13 protein-coding genes are annotated in these 18,532 nt (G+C 48.1%); 5 read left to right on the top strand and 8 right to left on the bottom strand.

The features are described 5' to 3' along the window. Positions 1–11: 11 nt before the first annotated feature. Together K3G39_RS09655 and K3G39_RS09650 are read right to left on the bottom strand one after the other, a co-directional pair. Positions 12–1,022 (bottom strand): NAD-dependent epimerase/dehydratase family protein, encoded by a 1,011-nt coding sequence (locus K3G39_RS09655; protein ID WP_220625984.1) that lies wholly within the window; start codon positions 1,020–1,022, stop codon positions 12–14. A gap of 20 nt (positions 1,023–1,042) precedes the next feature. Then, on the bottom strand, positions 1,043–1,789 hold the full coding sequence (locus K3G39_RS09650) for a tyrosine-protein phosphatase (protein WP_220625983.1): 747 nt from the start codon (positions 1,787–1,789) through the stop codon (positions 1,043–1,045). A gap of 316 nt (positions 1,790–2,105) precedes the next feature. Here K3G39_RS09650 and K3G39_RS09645 point away from each other — a divergent pair, with 316 nt between their 5' ends. The 4 genes from K3G39_RS09645 to hpf all read left to right on the top strand — a co-directional run bounded on the left by K3G39_RS09645 (position 2,106) and on the right by hpf (position 4,874). Then, on the top strand, positions 2,106–3,245 hold the full coding sequence (locus K3G39_RS09645; RefSeq protein WP_220625982.1) for an acyl-CoA dehydrogenase family protein: 1,140 nt from the start codon (positions 2,106–2,108) through the stop codon (positions 3,243–3,245). 153 nt (positions 3,246–3,398) lie between these two features. Then, complete coding sequence (gene rpsU, locus K3G39_RS09640) at positions 3,399–3,593, top strand: 30S ribosomal protein S21 (RefSeq protein ID WP_220625981.1); 195 nt, start codon at positions 3,399–3,401, stop codon at positions 3,591–3,593. A 74-nt stretch (positions 3,594–3,667) separates the two neighbouring features. Further along, positions 3,668–4,546 (top strand): tyrosine-type recombinase/integrase, encoded by an 879-nt coding sequence (locus tag K3G39_RS09635; protein WP_220625980.1) that lies wholly within the window; start codon positions 3,668–3,670, stop codon positions 4,544–4,546. A gap of 25 nt (positions 4,547–4,571) precedes the next feature. Next, positions 4,572–4,874: a ribosome hibernation-promoting factor, HPF/YfiA family gene (gene hpf / locus K3G39_RS09630; protein WP_220625979.1), complete on the top strand. Its 303-nt coding sequence runs from the start codon at positions 4,572–4,574 to the stop codon at positions 4,872–4,874. A 94-nt stretch (positions 4,875–4,968) separates the two neighbouring features. Here hpf and metK read toward each other — a convergent pair whose 3' ends face one another. Continuing rightward, on the bottom strand, positions 4,969–6,273 hold the full coding sequence (gene metK, locus K3G39_RS09625) for a methionine adenosyltransferase (protein ID WP_220625978.1): 1,305 nt from the start codon (positions 6,271–6,273) through the stop codon (positions 4,969–4,971). Between the two features lie 310 nt (positions 6,274–6,583). Here metK and K3G39_RS09620 point away from each other — a divergent pair, with 310 nt between their 5' ends. Beyond that, positions 6,584–7,402 (top strand): phosphatase PAP2 family protein, encoded by an 819-nt coding sequence (locus K3G39_RS09620; RefSeq protein WP_220625977.1) that lies wholly within the window; start codon positions 6,584–6,586, stop codon positions 7,400–7,402. Positions 7,403–7,478: 76 nt separating this feature from the next. On the opposite strand, the gene K3G39_RS09615 is transcribed toward K3G39_RS09620, so the two are convergent. The 5 genes from K3G39_RS09615 to K3G39_RS09595 all read right to left on the bottom strand — a co-directional run bounded on the left by K3G39_RS09615 (position 7,479) and on the right by K3G39_RS09595 (position 18,529). Next, entirely contained in the window at positions 7,479–8,930 is a 1,452-nt protein-coding gene (locus tag K3G39_RS09615; protein WP_220625976.1) for a RagB/SusD family nutrient uptake outer membrane protein, read from the bottom strand. A 70-nt stretch (positions 8,931–9,000) separates the two neighbouring features. Next, positions 9,001–12,144: a TonB-dependent receptor gene (locus tag K3G39_RS09610; protein ID WP_220625975.1), complete on the bottom strand. Its 3,144-nt coding sequence runs from the start codon at positions 12,142–12,144 to the stop codon at positions 9,001–9,003. A gap of 582 nt (positions 12,145–12,726) precedes the next feature. Then, the gene (locus K3G39_RS09605) at positions 12,727–15,129 is read right to left on the bottom strand and encodes a prolyl oligopeptidase family serine peptidase (RefSeq protein ID WP_220625974.1); all 2,403 of its coding nucleotides are present in this window, start codon (positions 15,127–15,129) and stop codon (positions 12,727–12,729) included. Between the two features lie 103 nt (positions 15,130–15,232). After that, positions 15,233–16,903: an amidase gene (locus K3G39_RS09600; protein ID WP_220625973.1), complete on the bottom strand. Its 1,671-nt coding sequence runs from the start codon at positions 16,901–16,903 to the stop codon at positions 15,233–15,235. A gap of 117 nt (positions 16,904–17,020) precedes the next feature. Then, a complete protein-coding gene (locus K3G39_RS09595; protein WP_220625972.1) occupies positions 17,021–18,529 on the bottom strand; it encodes a RagB/SusD family nutrient uptake outer membrane protein in 1,509 nt (502 codons plus the stop codon). Positions 18,530–18,532 lie beyond the last annotated feature (3 nt).

Below are 18,532 nucleotides of genomic sequence, written 5' to 3'. Positions count from 1 at the left end.
CTGCAAATAGTTTAGTTTGCGCGGGTCAGTTCCGGACCTCTCTGATTCTGTGCTATTTGCAGCAAACCCTGGCAAGTCCAGGCAATAGATTCGGTCAGTGGCCTGAACTCCATACCTGTTGTTTTGCGAACTTTCTGATTGTCAAACATGTGGCTTATTGTGGTCACGCGGGCAGTGTCTTTTGTGATGAGCGGCCGCCCACCCGTAAGCCAGGCGCGGGCATGCTCCAGTCGCCATACCACCTCGGCCAGCGCCGGCGAAACTCTGAAAGAGGGCACCTTTTTGCCAAAGCACCGGGCGGCCTCCCCGAAGAACTCTTTATAAGTAAGCTGCCCGGCATTCAGGATAAATCTTTCGCCGGAAACATTTGAAAACGTCAAACGCAGCATGGCCTCCACCACGTCGCGTACATCCACAAAATTGGCACTGCCCGGCGTATAGAATGGTCGCTGCTGGTACACATACTTGAACAGACGGGTGCTGCTGCGGTTCCAGTCAGCCGGCCCCAGCACCACGGAGGGGTTCACGATCACGGCCTGCAGCCCTTCGGCTATACCTCGCCATACCTCCAGTTCACCGTAGTGCTTCGATTCGGCATAGGCTGATTGCTTCTCCCCAGCATCCCATTTGCTGGTTTCGTTCAGTGAAGCTGCTTCTTTGCTGCGGCCAATAGCTGCTATCGAGCTGACATGGCAAAGCTTGATTTCCTCGTCTGCTTCCAGACAGGCATCTACGATATTGGCAGTGCCTTCCACATTTACTTGCTGCAGCAACTCGGCATCCTGCGGCGCATAGGACACCAGACCGGCACTATGAAACACGTACGCTACGCCCTGCAAGGCTTTTCTCAGTAAGGCTATGTCCAAAATATCACCTTCTACCCAGTCAACCAGGTCAGCCTGTGCAACAGCGGGCACCTTGCCCCGGTATAGCGCACGCACACGGTGGCCCTGCGCGACGAGTGCCGGTATAAGATAGCTGCCAATCAGGCCGCTGCCGCCTGTCACAAAAACCGTGGCCATAGGTAGTGGGGAAATGGGGATTAGAGTTTACTGTTGAGTAGCGGAAGCTGCAGGGCCTTCACCAGGTACTTGGAACAAAGCACTTTCTGCAGATTCGCAATGTGCTTCAGGCTATGCGCATCAGAGCCTAGAAAATCAACCAAGCCGGCGTCAATAAGTTTTTCGATGACCATTTTGGCGCCTGGCGAATAATAGCCAGTGAGCGAGTTAAGGTTTGGTTGTAACAGCACGCCCTGCTCCCGCAACTTTACCAAGTCGTCGAACTTGCCATAGAAATAGGTATAGCGCTCCGGGTGCGCCAGCACCGGCTTGTAACCCAGCGACTGCATCCGAAAAATGGCCTCCCGCAGGTTCAATGGCTCGTTTAGGAAAGAGGTTTCGAAAAGCAGGTAATTATCGCCGAACGTGAGCAGTTCCTCGTTGTCTTCCAGTTTTTGCAGCAGGGCCTCGTCCAGGTAATGCTCGGCGGCACAGGCCAGTTCCATCTCTATACCTTCGGCGGTTACGACATCCTGCAGCACTTTTAGCTGCGTGCGTATAATCTCGGGTGTATTGCGGTAGAAATCGCTCATGATGTGCGGCGTCATGATCAGCTTACGGTAACCCATCTCCTGCATACCGCGCACCAGTTCCAGCGACTGCTCCAGGGTGGCAGCGCCGTCGTCTATACCTGGCAGAATGTGCGAGTGCATGTCTACGCCAAGTATACCCAGCGATTCAACCTGCACTTCTTCCTTGCCAAACAGATTCTGGAAAAATTTTATCATTGGCCTATCTCTACCGTATGTACACGGCACAAAACACAAACGTTGCCAAACACGGCAACGCAACATCAAAATAACGCAAATATTATACGCTATCAAAATAAACGGAGCCGGTTTGGGTTTAATATAAAGTGAGGCGGAAAAGCCTCTGATTACCGGTACCCGAAGTCGTCATAAAGTAAGTTCATAGTCAGCATTAAGGCATTAACTAAATCAAACTAAAACCCCGAATTTGCCAATCAGGCTAATTTGGTTAGTTTTGTAAACCCTTTATTCAGTTTTCAGTTTAATACACGCGACTTAAAAACAAAAAACTTAAATGGAATTTAACTATACAGAAAACCAGCGCATGATTGCCGACATGATCCGTGACTTCGGAGCCAAGCACATCAAACCAAAAATGATGGAGTGGGACGAAAGCCAGGAATTTCCGGTGGAGGTGTTCAGGAAGTTGGGCGAACTGGGCCTGATGGGTGTGCTGGTACCGACTGAGTATGGTGGCTCTGGCTTTGGCTACCTAGAATATGTAACGGCGATCGCTGAGCTTTCTAAGATCGACGGTTCAATTGGCCTGTCTATGGCGGCACACAACTCGCTTTGCACAGGGCATATCCTGCAGTTCGGCAACGAGGCGCAGAAAAAGCAATACCTTCCAAGACTAGCCACCGCTGAATGGATCGGTGCCTGGGGCCTGACAGAGCCTAATACAGGTTCTGATGCCGGCAACATGCGCACTGTGGCCGTACAGGACGGTGATTACTGGGTAATCAATGGCGCTAAAAACTTCATCACGCACGGTAAAACAGGCAATGTGGCTGTTGTGATCGTGCGCACCGGTGATGTGGGCGACTCCCATGGCATGACGGCTTTCATTATTGAGAAAGGTACTCCGGGCTTTAGCGCTGGCCGCAAAGAAGACAAACTAGGTATGCGCGCTTCTGAAACCACCGAGCTGATCTTCGAAGACTGCCGCGTGCACAAAGACCAGATTTTGGGCAATGTGGGCGAAGGCTTCATTCAGGCTATGAAAGTGCTGGACGGCGGACGTATTTCGATTGCAGCGCTTTCGCTAGGTATAGCACAAGGGGCTTTCGAGGCGGCACTGGCTTACTCTCAGGAGCGTCATCAGTTCAACAAGTCCATCTCCAGCTTCCAGGGCATCGCCTTTAAGCTGGCCGATATGGCTACAGAAATCGAAGCAGCATCGCTCCTCACCTACCAGGCAGCCGACATGAAAAACCGCGGCCTGAACGTGAACAAAGAATCAGCTATGGCAAAACTATATGCCTCTGAGGTATCGGTGCGAGTGGCGAACGAGGGCGTGCAGATTTTCGGCGGCTACGGTTTCACTAAAGACTACCCGGCCGAGAAATATTACCGCGACGCCAAGCTTTGCACCATCGGCGAAGGAACAAGCGAGATCCAAAAACTGGTTATATCCAGAGCGATTTTAAAATAAAGATCATCAAAAAGAGTTGCCTGTAGGTGCAAAACCCATCTATACGCAACTCTTTTCACTGACTTGCGGAATTATTTTCGCCAAACTATTGATTTTTAAGTAAAACATTAACTAAATTTGCATCCCTAAATATCAGAAGAAGCGAGGAAAAACATGATTATTGTAAACGTAAAAGATAACGAGTCTGTAGACCGTGCCCTGAAGAGATTCAAGAAGAAATTTGAAAGAACTGGTGTTCTGAAAGAGCTGAGATCAAGAACGTTCTTCGAGAAGCCATCTGTTTCTAAGAGAAAGCAAAAAGAAAGAGCGAGATATAAGCAACAGCTTTTCGCTAACGAAAACTACTAGTCTTTCTTTAAAGATATTTTATTTTTCCATACCTTGGTATAAATGGCAGACCCATCTGTCGTTTATACCAAGGTATGGAATTATTTTTTAAGTATCTCGAGTACGAGAAGCGGTACAGCCCGCACACCCTTACATCTTACCACACCGATCTGGGGCAGTTCACGCAGTACCTGCTAGACACTTACCAGATCACCGATCCCGCTGAGGCAGACCATACCATCATCCGGTCGTGGATCCTGACACTTGTGCACAAAAATCTGGAGGCCCGTTCTGTTAACCGCAAAATCGCCTGCCTCCGTTCCTACTATAAATTCCTGCTGAGCCAGCAGCGTATTACGGCCAACCCCATGCTGCGCATCAAGGCACCTAAAGTGTCGAAGAAGCTGCCTGCTTTTGTGCCGGAAGAGCCTTTCAACCATTTCCTGGACAGCTTTACCTTCGAGGATAACTTTGAAGGCCAGCGCGACCGCCTGATACTAGAGTTTCTGTATGGCACTGGCATGCGACTGGCCGAACTCATAGGTATTGCGCCTGAGGACGTGGACCTGCACGCCAAAACGGTGCGGGTTCTCGGCAAGGGAAATAAGGTCCGCATCATCCCGCTAAACGATACGCTTGTAGCTTCCATTAAGCAATATTCGGCGCACAAGAAAAGCGAATTTGGCAATAACAATTCGGAAAGGCTGCTCGTTACTAATAAAGAACGGCCTCTCTATCCGAAGTTCGTTTATCGTGTCGCTAAAAAGTACATCAGCTTGGTTACCACTTCTGAACATAACAGCCCGCATGTGCTGCGACACTCCTTCGCTACTCACCTTCTCAATAAAGGCGCTGATCTCAATGCCATCAAAGACTTGCTCGGGCATGCCAGCCTGGCTGCAACACAAGTATACACGCACAATTCAATAGAAAAGCTTAAATCGATTTTCGAGAAAGCACATCCAAAAGCATAAAGTTTAACCATAAAATGTTACGATTATGAAGCTACAGATGCATTCCATCCACTTCGAGGCTGACAGACAGCTGACCGATTTCATCCAGCAGAAAGTAGATAAACTGGAAACATTCTACGACCGTGTTGTAGAGGGCGAGGTGTTTCTTAAACATAATAACAACGACGGCACGGCCAACAAAACGGTAGAGATCAAACTTTACGTACCCGGCTCCACTCTTTTCTCCAAAGAAGACGCACCATCTTTTGAAGCCGCAGCGGACGCGGCAGTAGAGGCCATGCGCCGTCAGCTCAAAAAATTCAAACAAAAACAACTGGCTCATAACTAAGCCCGTTTGACACTCGCTATACCTGACACAGGTATAAAAAAATAGGCCTGCTGAGAAATCAGCAGGCCTATTTTGTGGCTCAAGGTTTAGCCGACTACAAGCCGAACTCTGCCTTAATCTTATCTACGTAGTCGAGCTTCTCCCAGGTAAAAGTCTCGAACTCTCTTACTTCCTTCTGACCGTTTACAGAGACTTCTACGGTCTTCTTGCCCGGGGTTCTACCCATGTGGCCATAAGCCGCTGTTTCAGAGAAGATCGGGTTCTGCAGTCCAAAGCGATGCACGATCGCGTACGGACGCATATCGAACAGCTTGTTTACCTTTTCGGCAATTTCACCATCACTCATCACGTTACCGCTAGCATCTTTCACTTTGGTAGAGCCATACGTCGTTACATATAGGCCAACCGGCTTGGCCACACCAATGGCATATGCTACCTGCACCAGCGCCTGATCGGCTACTCCGGCAGCTACCAGGTTTTTAGCGATGTGACGTGCTGCGTACGCGGCAGAGCGGTCTACTTTAGAAGAGTCTTTGCCTGAGAAGGCACCACCACCATGCGCACCTTTACCACCGTAAGTGTCTACGATGATCTTACGACCAGTCAGGCCGGTATCGCCGTGCGGGCCACCGATTACGAACTTGCCGGTTGGGTTGATGTGGTAGGTAATTTCATTATCGAAAAGTTTCTGGATGCGCTCCGAAAGTTTCTTCAGCACACGTGGCATCAGAATGCTGTCCACATCGGCTTTGATCTGGGCCACCATCTGCTTTTCGGCTGCCAGTTTAGCTTCGTTACTGTCAGTTTCGGGAAGCACAAACTCGTCATGCTGGGTTGAAATTACAATCGTGTCGATCTTCTCCGGCACGTGGTTGTCGCTGTAGCGGATGGTCACCTGCGATTTGGCATCCGGACGCAAGTAAGTCATCTCCTTACCTTCCTTGCGGATAGCAGAGAGCTCCTCCAGCAGCAAATGCGAAATGCTCAGCGCCAACGGCATGTAGTTGTCGGTTTCGTTTGTGGCATAGCCAAACATCATACCTTGGTCGCCAGCTCCCTGGTCTTCAGGATTAGTCCGCTCCACGCCTTGGTTAATGTCCGGAGACTGTTCGTGTATAGCCGATATCACACCACAGGCGTCGGCGTCGAACATATATTCTGATTTGGTATAGCCAATACGCTTAATTACATCGCGGGCGATCTTCTGCACGTCTACATATGCTTCTGTCTTCACTTCGCCGCTGAGCACAACAAGCCCTGTTGTAACCAGTGTTTCGCAAGCCACTTTAGACTGTGGGTCCTGCTTTAAAAATGCATCTAAGAGGGCATCAGAAATCTGATCCGCTACTTTATCCGGGTGTCCTTCTGAAACAGACTCGGAGGTGAACAAATATGGCATCTCAATGATGGGTTTAGGTACAAAGTATAAACCAGCTGCCGAAAAGGACAGCGATTGCAAAGCTACGGCAATTCCACCACAATAAAAACGATCATTTAAACAAGGTATACCTGCATTCAGATTCTATTTACTTAAGCGGGCCTTCAACATTGAAAATTGTATCTAACTAATAAAAACTAGTTGATCTCTTGCAAGGCCTTTCACAAGTTAAAACATACCTACAAGTGGAATCAACAAAACAAAAGCAATACAAAACCTTTTATATATAGGCCCGTTTCAATCATTAAAATTGCACATTTAAGATTAAACGATGAAGAAATATATTCTAATGATATGGTGCCTGGTCATGACAGCACAGGTCAGCCAGGCTCAAAATGACTCCCCTTACAGAACCAAATTTGTTGTAGATGCTCCTATAACAGCGGCAGGTATGGGCCTCAGTTATTACGGCCTTACCCGCATGCAGGACAAAGACGGACTGACGGAAGAGCAGATCGCCAACCTGAACAAAAACCAGGTAAACAGTTTTGATCGCTTCTCTGCTGGCTGGGACTCCGATCAGGCCAAAAAAGTCAGTGACTTCCCGTTCTATGGCTCCTTCGCGCTTCCTTTTTTACTGGCTTTTGACGACGATGTGCGCAGTAATGCAGGACAGGTGTTCGGCATGTACGTGCAAACCATGGCCATAACAGGCGCCCTGTTTACGATGTCGAACGCTTATAATCCGCGTATCAGACCAATGGTATACAGCCCGGATGTGGAGATGGAGGAAAAAACGCGTGCCAATGCACGCAACTCATTTTACGCTGGACACACTGCAGCGTCGGCGGCGGCTTCTTTCTTCTTTGCCAAAGTGTTTCATGATTTCAATCCAGATTCGCCTGCCCGTAAGTATGTCTGGCTTGGAGCGGCTGCTGTACCTGCTACGGTAGGTTACCTGCGTCTGCGAGCTGGCAAGCACTTCCTGAGTGACAACCTGCTGGGCTACGCAGTAGGTGCGGCTGTTGGTATTGTGGTGCCACAACTACATAAAAAGTCTGATAACAACGGTTTCTCGCTAAATCCAACCATCATCCCAACGTTTAATGGCACTGCTTCGCAAGGAGCTAATCTGAGCTATACCTTTTAAGCGAAGGTATAAGGTTCTAAATAAAAGAAAAGGCTGCCTCGTTGGAGGCAGCCTTTTCTTTTATTTAGAGCTAGAATTATGGATTCTGCTCAGCATTTGGATTTGCGTCCATCTCTCCTTGCGGAAGCTGGTGGATAAACAGATCTGAGTTGGCAGGAGTTACACCTAGCACAGCGGTGTGGTTACCTTCACGTAGCAGAGGCTTCTGCAGACGCTTGATATCGAACAAGCCAAAGCCTTCGCCGTACAGCTCTTTTCTTCTCTCTACATAGATTTCTTCCAGCAAAGCATCGCCGATAGCCAGCGTTGGCAGCACAACAGTACCAGCCTCGTAACGCTGCTGACGCAACTCAAGCAAAAGCAACTGCGCTTCTACCGGATTGTTCAGCCTAGCCTGAGCCTCTGCTTCAATCAAAAGCATCTCTGCAGAACGCATCAGCGGAATGTGGCCGCCCAAGTTAGCCAAATCCTTAAACTTGGTGATTGTAAAGCGGTCGTAGCTCCAGATCTTCTCGCCTTTACTGTTGAGCGTAAAGGCTTCTTCATCTTCCTGGAATTCACGCCGAACATCATTCTCATCAAACAGTTCTACGAATTTATCATTCGCACGGAAATTGTTATAGCCTCTGCGGACATATTCGCGACTTCCATCATCCAGTACCGTATAACGGCCATCAATGAAAGAGTAGAACGATGCATAAGCGCTGTTCTGGTCAGCAGACTGAGGAAGCCCCCAAATCCATTCAGCGTTACCATAGTTGTTGAAACCAGCTTGGTACTCAGTAGAAGTCATTAGCGGATAGCCAGTACGAGCTTTACGTGCAAACTCAGCTGCTTTTTCCCACTGCCCCATTTCTAGGTATACCCTGGCTAGAAGACCTTGCGCCACATTCTTGTTAATACGGCTTTTGCTTGGTCTTCCACTAGTCAGGGCTTGCTCAGCATCAATCAGGTCAGCCAGAATCTGGCTGTATACCTGCTCAAGCGTTGCTCTTTCTTTACCTTGCGTTGTTGGCGTAGTAGGTTCAAGCATCAGCGGTACGGCCGGTGCATTCTTATCTTTGAGGTAAGTGTGCTGATACACACGTGCCAGGTTGAAATAAGAGAATGCTCTGATCACCTTAGCTTCGGCCTCAAACGTCGCTTTCTCCTGATCGTTAGCGTCTGTCAGGTTTTTAGCGTTGGCAATGATACTGTTCGCGTTAGTGATCAGGTTATAAGAATGTCCCCAAAGAATGCGGGTGCCGCGGTAAGTATCCAGCTTGTTATCAAGCTCATACTGGTATACATACCAGTTGGTGTTGGCCATTACGTCCTGTCCCATCACATCAAAGGTCAGCATCATAGCTGGCACACCGTAGCTGTCGTGGCTTACGGCTCCTTGGTTTACCGGGGCCTGGCGCATCAAACGAATGATACCTGTTAGGGCAGCCTCCATACCTTCTTTGGTCGTGTTTACCTCTTCAGCAGGCACGCTATTAGAAGGCACGGCTTCGAGGAAATCCTTCTCGCATGCAGTTAAACTCAATGTGACTCCGAGAATAGCTGCAACAAACTTTATATTTTTAATCTTCATTTTTCTCTACTGAAATAAGTTTTTACAGAGTTGCACGCACACCTACCGATACAGTTTTCTGTGTTGGGAAGCGGCTGTTTGTGATACCATCAATGCTTTGCTCTGGGTCCAGACCTGGTGTTTTGAACAGTGTCCACAGGTTGTCACCCTGTACAAAGATTCTGGCATTCTTCAGACCAACTTTATCCTGCAGATTCTGAGGCAGTGTATAGCCCAACGTCACGTTACGCAGACGCAGGTACGAAGCATCTACAAGGAATCTGGATGAAGTAGCGTTCGTGTTTAGTGTCTGTGCTGTTCCTAATCTTGGTACATCAGTGCTGGTATTCTCAGGCGTCCATCTGTTCAGGATGTCTGTGTGCCAGTTATTTCCACGTCTATCCCCACCGTGCAGCAAGTTACTGTAGTCAGTATTCAGTATCTCGCCACCAACGCTGTATGTGAAAAACACGCTTAGATCGAAGTTCTTATAGGCAAAGTTGTTGGTAACACCACCTGTCAGATCTGGCAGTGCTGTGCCCACATAGTAACGGCCAGCTTCGTTGTAGTTTGAAGTCGTAACCTTATCAACTACATTACCTTCAGCGTCTTTTACGTCTTTGTACCACATGCTCAGACCAGTATTAGGATCAACACCTGCGAAATCCTGGATAAAGAAGTCATAGATAGAACGGCCTACTTTCAGCTGCTTTGTACCCATCAAGATAGTTTCTTGTGGCAGCTCTGTCAGTTCGTTTCTGTTGTGCGCAGCGTTCACGTTGGCAGACCACTTAAAGCTCTCACCATCAATGATTCTCGCATCCACGTTCAATTCAACACCTCTGTTTCTCATGGCTCCCAAGTTGTCAAACACAGATGTGAAACCACTTGAGGGAGACAGCGGCTTGTTGAACAACAAGTCCTTGGAAGTTCTGTTGTAGTAGTCGAAGGAAACATCCAGCCTGTCGAAGATTGTCGCGTCGATACCTACGTTAAAGGCAGCCTGCTTTTCCCATGAAAGTACACGGTTTTCCAGTTTGTCCAGGATGATACCAGGAGCACCCAGGTCGCTGTAGCCTGAGGTATACAGGCCTCTGTAAGCGTAGTAGTCTACACCGCCACCAGAAGTTAACAGGCCTTCGTTACCGGAAGTACCGTAGCTGGCACGCAGTTTCGCATCGTTTACCCAAGGCAGTGCGCTCATGAAATCTTCCTGCGTAATTCTGTAAGAACCACCAATAGAGAAGAAGTTACCCCAACGGTGGTCTGTATGGAAGCGAGAAGAACCGTCACGACGGAATGAGCCAGACAGGTAGTACTTGTCCATGAAGTTGTAGTTAACCTGACCCAGGTAGCTCATCAGTGAGCGTCTGTCTGACTGGCTGCTCAAATCAGTGATAGTCGAAGCATTATCTAGCTCAGTATAGCCAGGCAGTGCCAGGAAGTTGGTCTTCTGACCATAAATGTAGTCATACTGGTAGTTGAATGCCTCAAAACCACCCAAGGCGTCGATCTGGTGCTGACCAAATGCTTTGCTGTAGCTCAGGATGTGGTTGATGGTGTACTCTACGAAAGAGCTTCTCCACTGCGTACCACGACCGCCTACACCGGCGCCGTCACCAAAGTTCGGGTTGTAGAACGTGAAGTCCTTAGTGTTGTCACCTGTCAGCGCAAAAGTAGTCTTGTATTTCAGGTCTAGAGGAAGTGTAACTTCACCAAAAGTGTTCAGGCTCCAGGTAAGTACATTGCGCTTCAGCATGTCCAGTTCTGTTGTACCTACCGGGTTGCTGTTACCGCCGTAAGGACGGGTTGCGTTAAAGTCGAACTCAGATGGGTTAGAAATAAACGTACCATCAGCACTTCTTCTTCTGTAGATTGGATAAACAGACCCGATGTTTCTACCCCATGATACCACGTTTCTGAAAGAGGTACCGCTGGAAGTAGGGGCATTCTGGTCTGTATTAGCGATCAGGGCATTTACACCAAACTTGATTCTGTCTGTAACTTGTGAGCTTACGCGCAGACGGGAAGTATAGCGCTTGAAGCCGGAAGTAATAAAGGCACCTTCCTGATTCAGGTAGTTACCGGAGAAGTAGTAGTTGGTTTTGTCGTTACCACCCTGGATGCCGAAATCGTACTCCTGACGGGTAGCCTTTCTGTAAAGCGCGTCTCTCCAGTCGTCTTCCCAGGCTGGCGTAAGCCCTCCTTTCAGTCTACCGTCAAGGCCAATTGGCTCTGCATCGCTGTAAGGGTTGTACTGCTGGCCGTTTGCTGATCCGCCTGCAATCTGGCTTACAACATTCTTTGAGGCATACTCCTCAGGAGAAGCAAACTTACCTTCCCATAGGGTTTTGTTTGACTTTGCATCGTTACGCAGCGCTTCCCAGGTTAACTCATAGAACTGCTGCGGATTAACTGTTTTGTAATCTTTTACAGCGAAGTCAGAGATACCATAGGTGGCACCAAAAGTGATGGTTGGCTTCTTAGGAGCATTGCCGCCTTTTGTCGTGATCACCACTACACCGTTGGCTGCACGTGAACCGTAAAGAGCAGCAGCACTTGCATCTTTCAGCACTGTCATCGATTCGATGTCGTTCGGGTTGATGGCATTCAGGTCACCAGAGTAAGGCGCACCATCCACTACGTAAAGCGGAGTAGAAGAAGAGGCAACTGAACCGATACCACGTATACGGATCTGACCAGTAGAGCCTGGCTGACCGCTGTTCTGCACAACCTGTACACCTGGTGTTAAACCACCCAGCGCTTTGGTCACATCGTTTACCTGTAGTTTCTCAATCGACTCAGACTTGATTGCGGAAGCGGAACCCGTAAATGATTTCTGATCCGCAGTACCGTAGGCAACCACCATTACTTCCGACAGCGTTTTGCTGTCTTCCTGTAGCTGCACATTGATGGTAGTTCGACCAGTCGTGCTGATTTCCTGCTTAACATAACCCAAGTAGGAAACTATAAGGGTAGCATCGTCTCCGTTCACGTTCACGGTGAAGTCACCTTCAACTCCAGTGTACGTTCCAACGGTAGTACCTTTCACTGCCACACCTACACCTGGTAGTGGTTGTCCTGTCCCAGCATCGGTTACCCGACCTGAGATGGTTCGGCTTTGCGCCCACGCCTGGTTAACCAGGGCGAACAACATCACCAAGCCCATTAATAGAACTTTTTTCATAAAGTAAGATTAGGTAAATTGGTAAAATTGTGTTTGAATAGATACCTAAAGTTACAACATCAAATACTTAATGTAAACTGACATCGAAAAAAACATGCCCCTATCTCTACTGAACACATTTTTCCCGTTATTGCAGCCCCTAACAAGAATGTAATTATCTAATATTAAGTAATATACAAAAACCCTATACAGACTTCATTCAAATATAAATTTTCCAACTCAAAATCTTGTCATTATATTTAAATAAGAACTACCTGCACTTTTACTTTCATCTTTAAATTGGAAAAACGGCCGAAAACCGTTTGTATACCTACAATAAGCCCCAAACTCAATTGGATATTTTTTACCTACACAACTTTGTACTACCTATATAGGATGCCTGCAACATAGAAAATAGTTGTTGGAACCAGCTGCCTTTTTCATCTATCCTAATTAAACCTACACTACTTGATTTGCTTACAGCAAGCAAAAAGCCTGTGCAAAATCACAGTAGCTGCGCAGTTAGAAAAGCAGACCAGATGCCATAAAAAAAGCGTGAAGCACTTTCGCACTTCACGCTTTTAATTAGTTGAAACGATTAGTTTACTTCTTCAAGTTTTCCTCGAAGAGTTTGTAGATGCGCTTGTATTCGTCGGTCCAGCTGGCTGGCTCCGTAAAGCCATGGTCCTCTACCGGGTAGACAGCTAGTTCCCAATTGTCTTTGCCTAGCTCGATCAGGCGCTGCGTCAGGCGTACCACATCCTGGAAGTGCACATTCGTATCCACCATACCGTGGCAGATCAGGAGCGCTCCTTTCAGGCCTTCCGCATAATAGATCGGTGAGCTTTTAGCATAAGCCAGGCTATCTAGCTGTGGTACGTTCAAGATGTTGGAGGTATAACCGTGGTTATAGTGAGCCCAGTCTGTAACGGATCGCAAGGCTGCACCGGCTGCAAACACATCCGGCTCTGTGAACATAGCCATCAGTGTGATGAAGCCGCCGTATGAACCACCGTAAATGCCGATGCGTTTTGGATCAACGTTATACTTGTCCACAAGCAGTTTGGCACCATCCACGTGGTCGCTCAGGTCTTTGCCACCCATGAACTGGTAGATACCGGTACGCACATCGCGGCCATAGCCAGCGCTGCCGCGGTAATCGATATCCAGCACCGTATAGCCATTGTCGGCCAGGAAGTTGTGGAACATATACTCTCTAAAGTAAGAGCTCCACCATTTGTGGGCGTTCTGCAGGTAGCCGGCTCCATGCACAAAGACCACAGCTGGCCCGTTCGCCACCGCCTTCTCCGGACGATACAGTCGGGCATACACATCTTCTCCGTCACTCGCCTTGAAACTGATTACCTCCGGCTCACGCCAGTTGTAAGATTTAAATTCCTCGGTAAGTGATTGCGTTACCTGCCGTGGCTTGGCTCCTTTTTTATTGTCCTGTACAAATAATTCCCAAGGCTTGTTGCTATACGAGTAGCGTATGGCCATGTTCTTCTCGTCCGGCGACAGTGTTACTTCGTGCGCACCAACACCAAAAGTCAGCTGGGTCATCTCTCCTCCATTGATCGGCATTTTGTAGAAATGCTTCTCCCCTGGGTGTACCTTATTTGCTGTGAAGTACCAGCTCTTTTTGTCTTTGGAAATCTGAGGACCGGAAACTTCGAACTTGCCACTCGTAAGGGCTTTCTTGCTGCCATTGTTCAGGTTTACGGTATATAGGTGCGAGTAACCACTTTCCTCTGACTGAAACCAAACATGCTCATTATCCGGCATGAAACCTACATCGCCGGTGCCGTAGCCTATACCTGGTCCGCTGATCCAAGCTTCGTCACGCTGTCGGTCCAGGGTACTCAGCTTGCCAGAAGCCGGGTCGAGTTTCAGAATCCAGCGGTCCTTGTTATCGGCTGCCCGGGCCACCATCACGGCATGCTTGCCATTGTCTGACCAAACGGGACCAAACATGGTTACGGTGCGAACTTCTGATTTAGCAGTTTTGGAGGCCGGCTCTTTGGCTATGCTTGCTTTTGTATCACGGTCGCGCAGGTAGGCCGGTTGATCGTTTATACCTTCTATACCTGCTACCTGTAGCGCATAAGTGGTGTCGCTGCCAATGTCATACACAAATGACTCAAAAGTAGCTTGGGCATCTCCTACCTTTGTGCGGGTGTTGATATCCTCGGTATACCCTGATTCAGTCACAAAATCAGGCACAATTGCCACTTTAGCATTTTTAGGGCGCGTCACCATGCGGTAGCTGATGTAGCGCTCATCAGGACTCAGCACAATGTTGTCAACAGATTTGTCACCTATGTAAATTTTTTTTGGTCTGGCCGGAGAATCAGCTTTTTGTTGCTTTTTAGCTGCTTCTCTGTCTGCTTCACGGTCGCGTGCAATCTGTAGAAGAGCCAGTTGTTGCTCCTTCAGCCAGTCACGCTGTGGGTTTTTGCCTTCCGCTGCTGGTTTGTTTCCCTTTTTGAAGTCTGTTAGCTGAACTAACTGGCCATTTGCAATCGTCCACAGGTATAGATTGCCATCCTTTACGAAGGCCACCTTTTTCTCGTCATGGCTAAACGAAGGGCTGTTCTCACGCTCTACTGTATTGGTGATCTGCTGCGTCTTACCGCTCTTAACATCTAACAGGTATAGGTCGCCGTTCTTTTCGTATACCTTTTGTGTTTTGGCTCTGTTATAGCGGGCATTCCAGGTTCCAGGCAGAGCACGTCGTTCCTGTGCACTCACCTTTTGCAGGTTACCACCGTTTGCTGACACGCTGTAGAGCGAATCTCTGCGGTTAGCCTCCGGGTTCCAGTTAAAGTAAATCTTCTTGCCGTCCTCTGACCAGAAAACGTTGCTCGGTGAGGTGCCAATCCAGGTTGGGTCGCGCATGATCTTTTCCACACTCAGTTTGCTGCTGTTTTCCTGCGCCTGTATAGTGGCGCCGCCAGCCAGCATGAGCCAGGACACCAGGAGAAGGGCTTTCTTCTTAAGAAGCATATTAGATGATTTGATTAGATTGTTGTTTGAGATAAAAATAAGCTATAAAATCCAAAATTACCAAAAAGTGGTTCTTATCGACTTTTGTTTAGGGCCATACTATTTACTGTTTGTCAGTAAGCGCCATAGGCGGGCGCTGTTCGTCGAAGTTTGTCAGGTCCTGGTATAGCTTGGCCAGCGCCAGTACTTTTGCCTCACCATAGAGTTGCCCCATGAAGGTGATCGTAGTCGGCATGCCATTTTTCTGGAAACCGTTCGGCAGCACCACACACGGATGGCCACTCAGGTTTGTCATCACCAGGTTACTGCCCGCAAAAGATGGACTCAGGTATACGTCTATACCTTTCAGTTTCTCATGCATCTGCTGAATGATCAGAGAGCGTACCCGTTGCGCCTGCAAATACTCTACAGCGGTAACAAAACGACCTGCCCGGAAAATATTTGGCCAGGCATTCTTATGCTGCTGCACCATCAGGCTATCGCGGCCGCTGCGGGTCAGTTCGTCGAAAGCTGCCGCTCCTTCCACCGAAATGGTCATCGTCAGATCGCGTGCAGGCAGATTCGGCAGTTCGATTGGCACCAGTTCTATACCTGCTTTCCGAAGTACTTCCAGCGTAGCTTTGTCGTTTTCTTTAAAAGGGTAGTCCCGCTCAAAGTCTTTTTGCAGATAACCTACACGCAGCTTTTTTACATCAATGTTCTTGTTGTAATTAAAAGGAGCATCTACTACGGTCAGGTCTTTTCCATCTGGCCCATAAATGACACTGAACACAATAGCACAGTCTTCCGCAGAGCGGGCAATAGGTCCGATTTTATCCATTGACCAACTCAAAGCCATAGCCCCATGCCGGCTCACCCGACCGAAGGTTGGACGCAGTCCTGTTGTACCACAGGCTGTTGAAGGTGACACAATAGAGCCTAACGTTTCGGTACCGATAGCAAAGGGCAGCAAGCCTGCTGCTACAGCTGCAGCTGATCCGGCTGATGAGCCGCTAGAGCCTTTTGAGATGTCCCAAGGTGAGCGGGTTTTGCCGCCATACCACACGTCCCCCATCGCCAGTTCACCTAGTGTGAGCTTGGCAACCAGTACTGCGCCTGCCTGTTCCAGTCGTTCTACAACCGTGGCATCCTGGTCAATTTGTTGATCTTTATAAGGTACAGAGCCCCAGGTTGTTTTGTAACGTTTAGTGGCCAGCAGGTCTTTCACGCCATAAGGTATACCGTGTAGCATCCCTTTGTATTTCCCGGCTTTTATTTCCTGATCTGCACGTCGGGCTTGTTCTAGGGCTAGTTCTTCCGTCAGGCTCGTTACGCATTGCAACGTAGGCCCGTGCTGTTTCAGACGATTTATAAAGAATTTGGTAAGTTCCTCAGAGCTGATCTGCTTCGTACGTACTAATTCAGCTAGTTGAGCCACTGAATAAAAAGCGAGCTCTTCTCTGTTGGCAGGTAGTTTTATACCTTTCCTGCGCACCACTTCAAACTTTTCCCGCTTCTGCTCAAATTCAAACCCGACAGGTATAGGGTTAAACTGCAGAGCAGGTGCCACATCGTTCGATAATGGTTGTTTTCTTACACGCTGATAGCTTTCCCGGAACTCTGCGACACTGGCAGTTGCTGAATCCAGTTGCGCATCCGTGAAACTCAGCCCTATCATTTGTTGGGCGCTACGCAGCATGTTGACTGTTAACTTGTCATCAGCCAGCTTCATCACAAAGGCACCTGACAAGAAGCAGGCCGCACCGAGCGCGGTATAGATATAGGATTTCCTCATTTAGAATATGTCATGTTACAGTTAAGGCCTAAACACAATGCTTCTTCCATAAATTTACATAAAAAAATAAGCCGTCCTCTTTCGAAGACGGCTTATCTATTTTTATACAACTAAAGATTAGTCGTTTAGCACTGGGTTATTAATAACCTCTGCTTGTGGTATATTGAATGTTAATTCATCGGCATCCCATGTGAATGTCTGGTTCGGGAAGAACAAATGGTTTTCACCTCTTGTCACTGAAGTTTTGTTACGCTTCAAAGACAGGTATGACTTACCCTCACCCCACAGCTCGATACGAGTCTGTAGATGTATTTCATCAACAAGCGCCTGACCAGCTAAATTATCAACATAGCTGTAATCTTCTATGCGTTTAGCTAGAAGTTCTTTCAGACGATCTCTAGCTGGACCATCCTGCCCCATCTTCGCTTTGGCTTCAGCATTTAGCAGGTACATTTCTTCTATACGCATGTATACGTAGTCGGTCGTGATGTAACGCTGTCCGCCAATAACTCTTGCAGGATCGAAGAATTTGTTGCGTGGCTGAAGATTAGTAGCACCAAACTGTTTCTTACGGATATCATCTGCACGGATAGCGTCATACAGGTTCTGGTCAATTTCCTTAGGATCACCTGCCCATGCATAGCTATATGAGAACATATCCACCTGACCCCACCAGGAGATTAGGTTCAGACCATAGTCAAGTACTAAGTCCATACCCCACATCCAGCTCGGGCTTGCTATATTGTTGAAACCAGCTTTCGAACCATTAGTAAGTTGACCAGCTTCGTTAAACATAGCTACTACTTCGTCTTTCTCAAGCAGCTTGAATCCACCAGTTGCAATCACTTCGTCAGTTACCTGAGCTGTACGAGCGAGATCCTGAGCTGTACCTCTTGCCATCAGGGCATAAGAAAGCAGTCCTTTGGCAACACTCTGGTTTATCTCAAACTTAGCTCCTGCAGTTCTGCTGTAACCCTCTAGCCTTACAACGGCATCCTCAAGGTCGCTTATGATAAGGTCAAAAACTTCAGCTGAGGTACTTTTAGGCTGAGACGGCGTTTTAGTATCCGTGTATACTGGCAGGATTTTTTCTGATCCAGTACCATAGCCTTTTGAGTAAAGCTGCGTCAAGTAGAAGTAAGCATAGGCTCGCAGTGCTTTGGCTTGTCCAAAGGCTTGGCTCTGCTGAGGTGTCAGGGTTTCTGCTGACTCCAGCAGTTCAATCAAACCGTTTGCAGCAAAGATAATACGGTAGTAGTATCTCCAAGGTATGTAAGCAGCATTCTGTGTGAAGTCTTGGGTAACCTGGTAACGGGCAACACCCGAATACCAGCCGTAAGTTACACCACCTAACACCAAGTCCGAAGCAAGCATATCCATGTAGATGTCGTAGCCTTTCTGACCAAAGTCATCATGCCCTGTTGTGCCGCCCGTACCAGTCAGGTACATAGTAGAGTAGATGCCCGACAGATAGGCGTTCAGGAGCTTAGGGTCTTTAGCTGACGCCTCAGAAATTAGCTCAGGCGTGATGTCTGCAGTAGGCTGCTCGTCTAGGAACTCCTTCTCACAGCCAGTTGAAACCAGTGTGAGAGCAGCTATACCAAGTATATATAAACTTTTTCTCATTTT

Origin of the sequence: Pontibacter sp. HSC-14F20 (assembly GCF_019599265.1) — a bacterium.
Taxonomy (GTDB): domain Bacteria; phylum Bacteroidota; class Bacteroidia; order Cytophagales; family Hymenobacteraceae; genus Pontibacter.
This window is presented reverse-complemented; position numbering and strand designations above follow the sequence as displayed.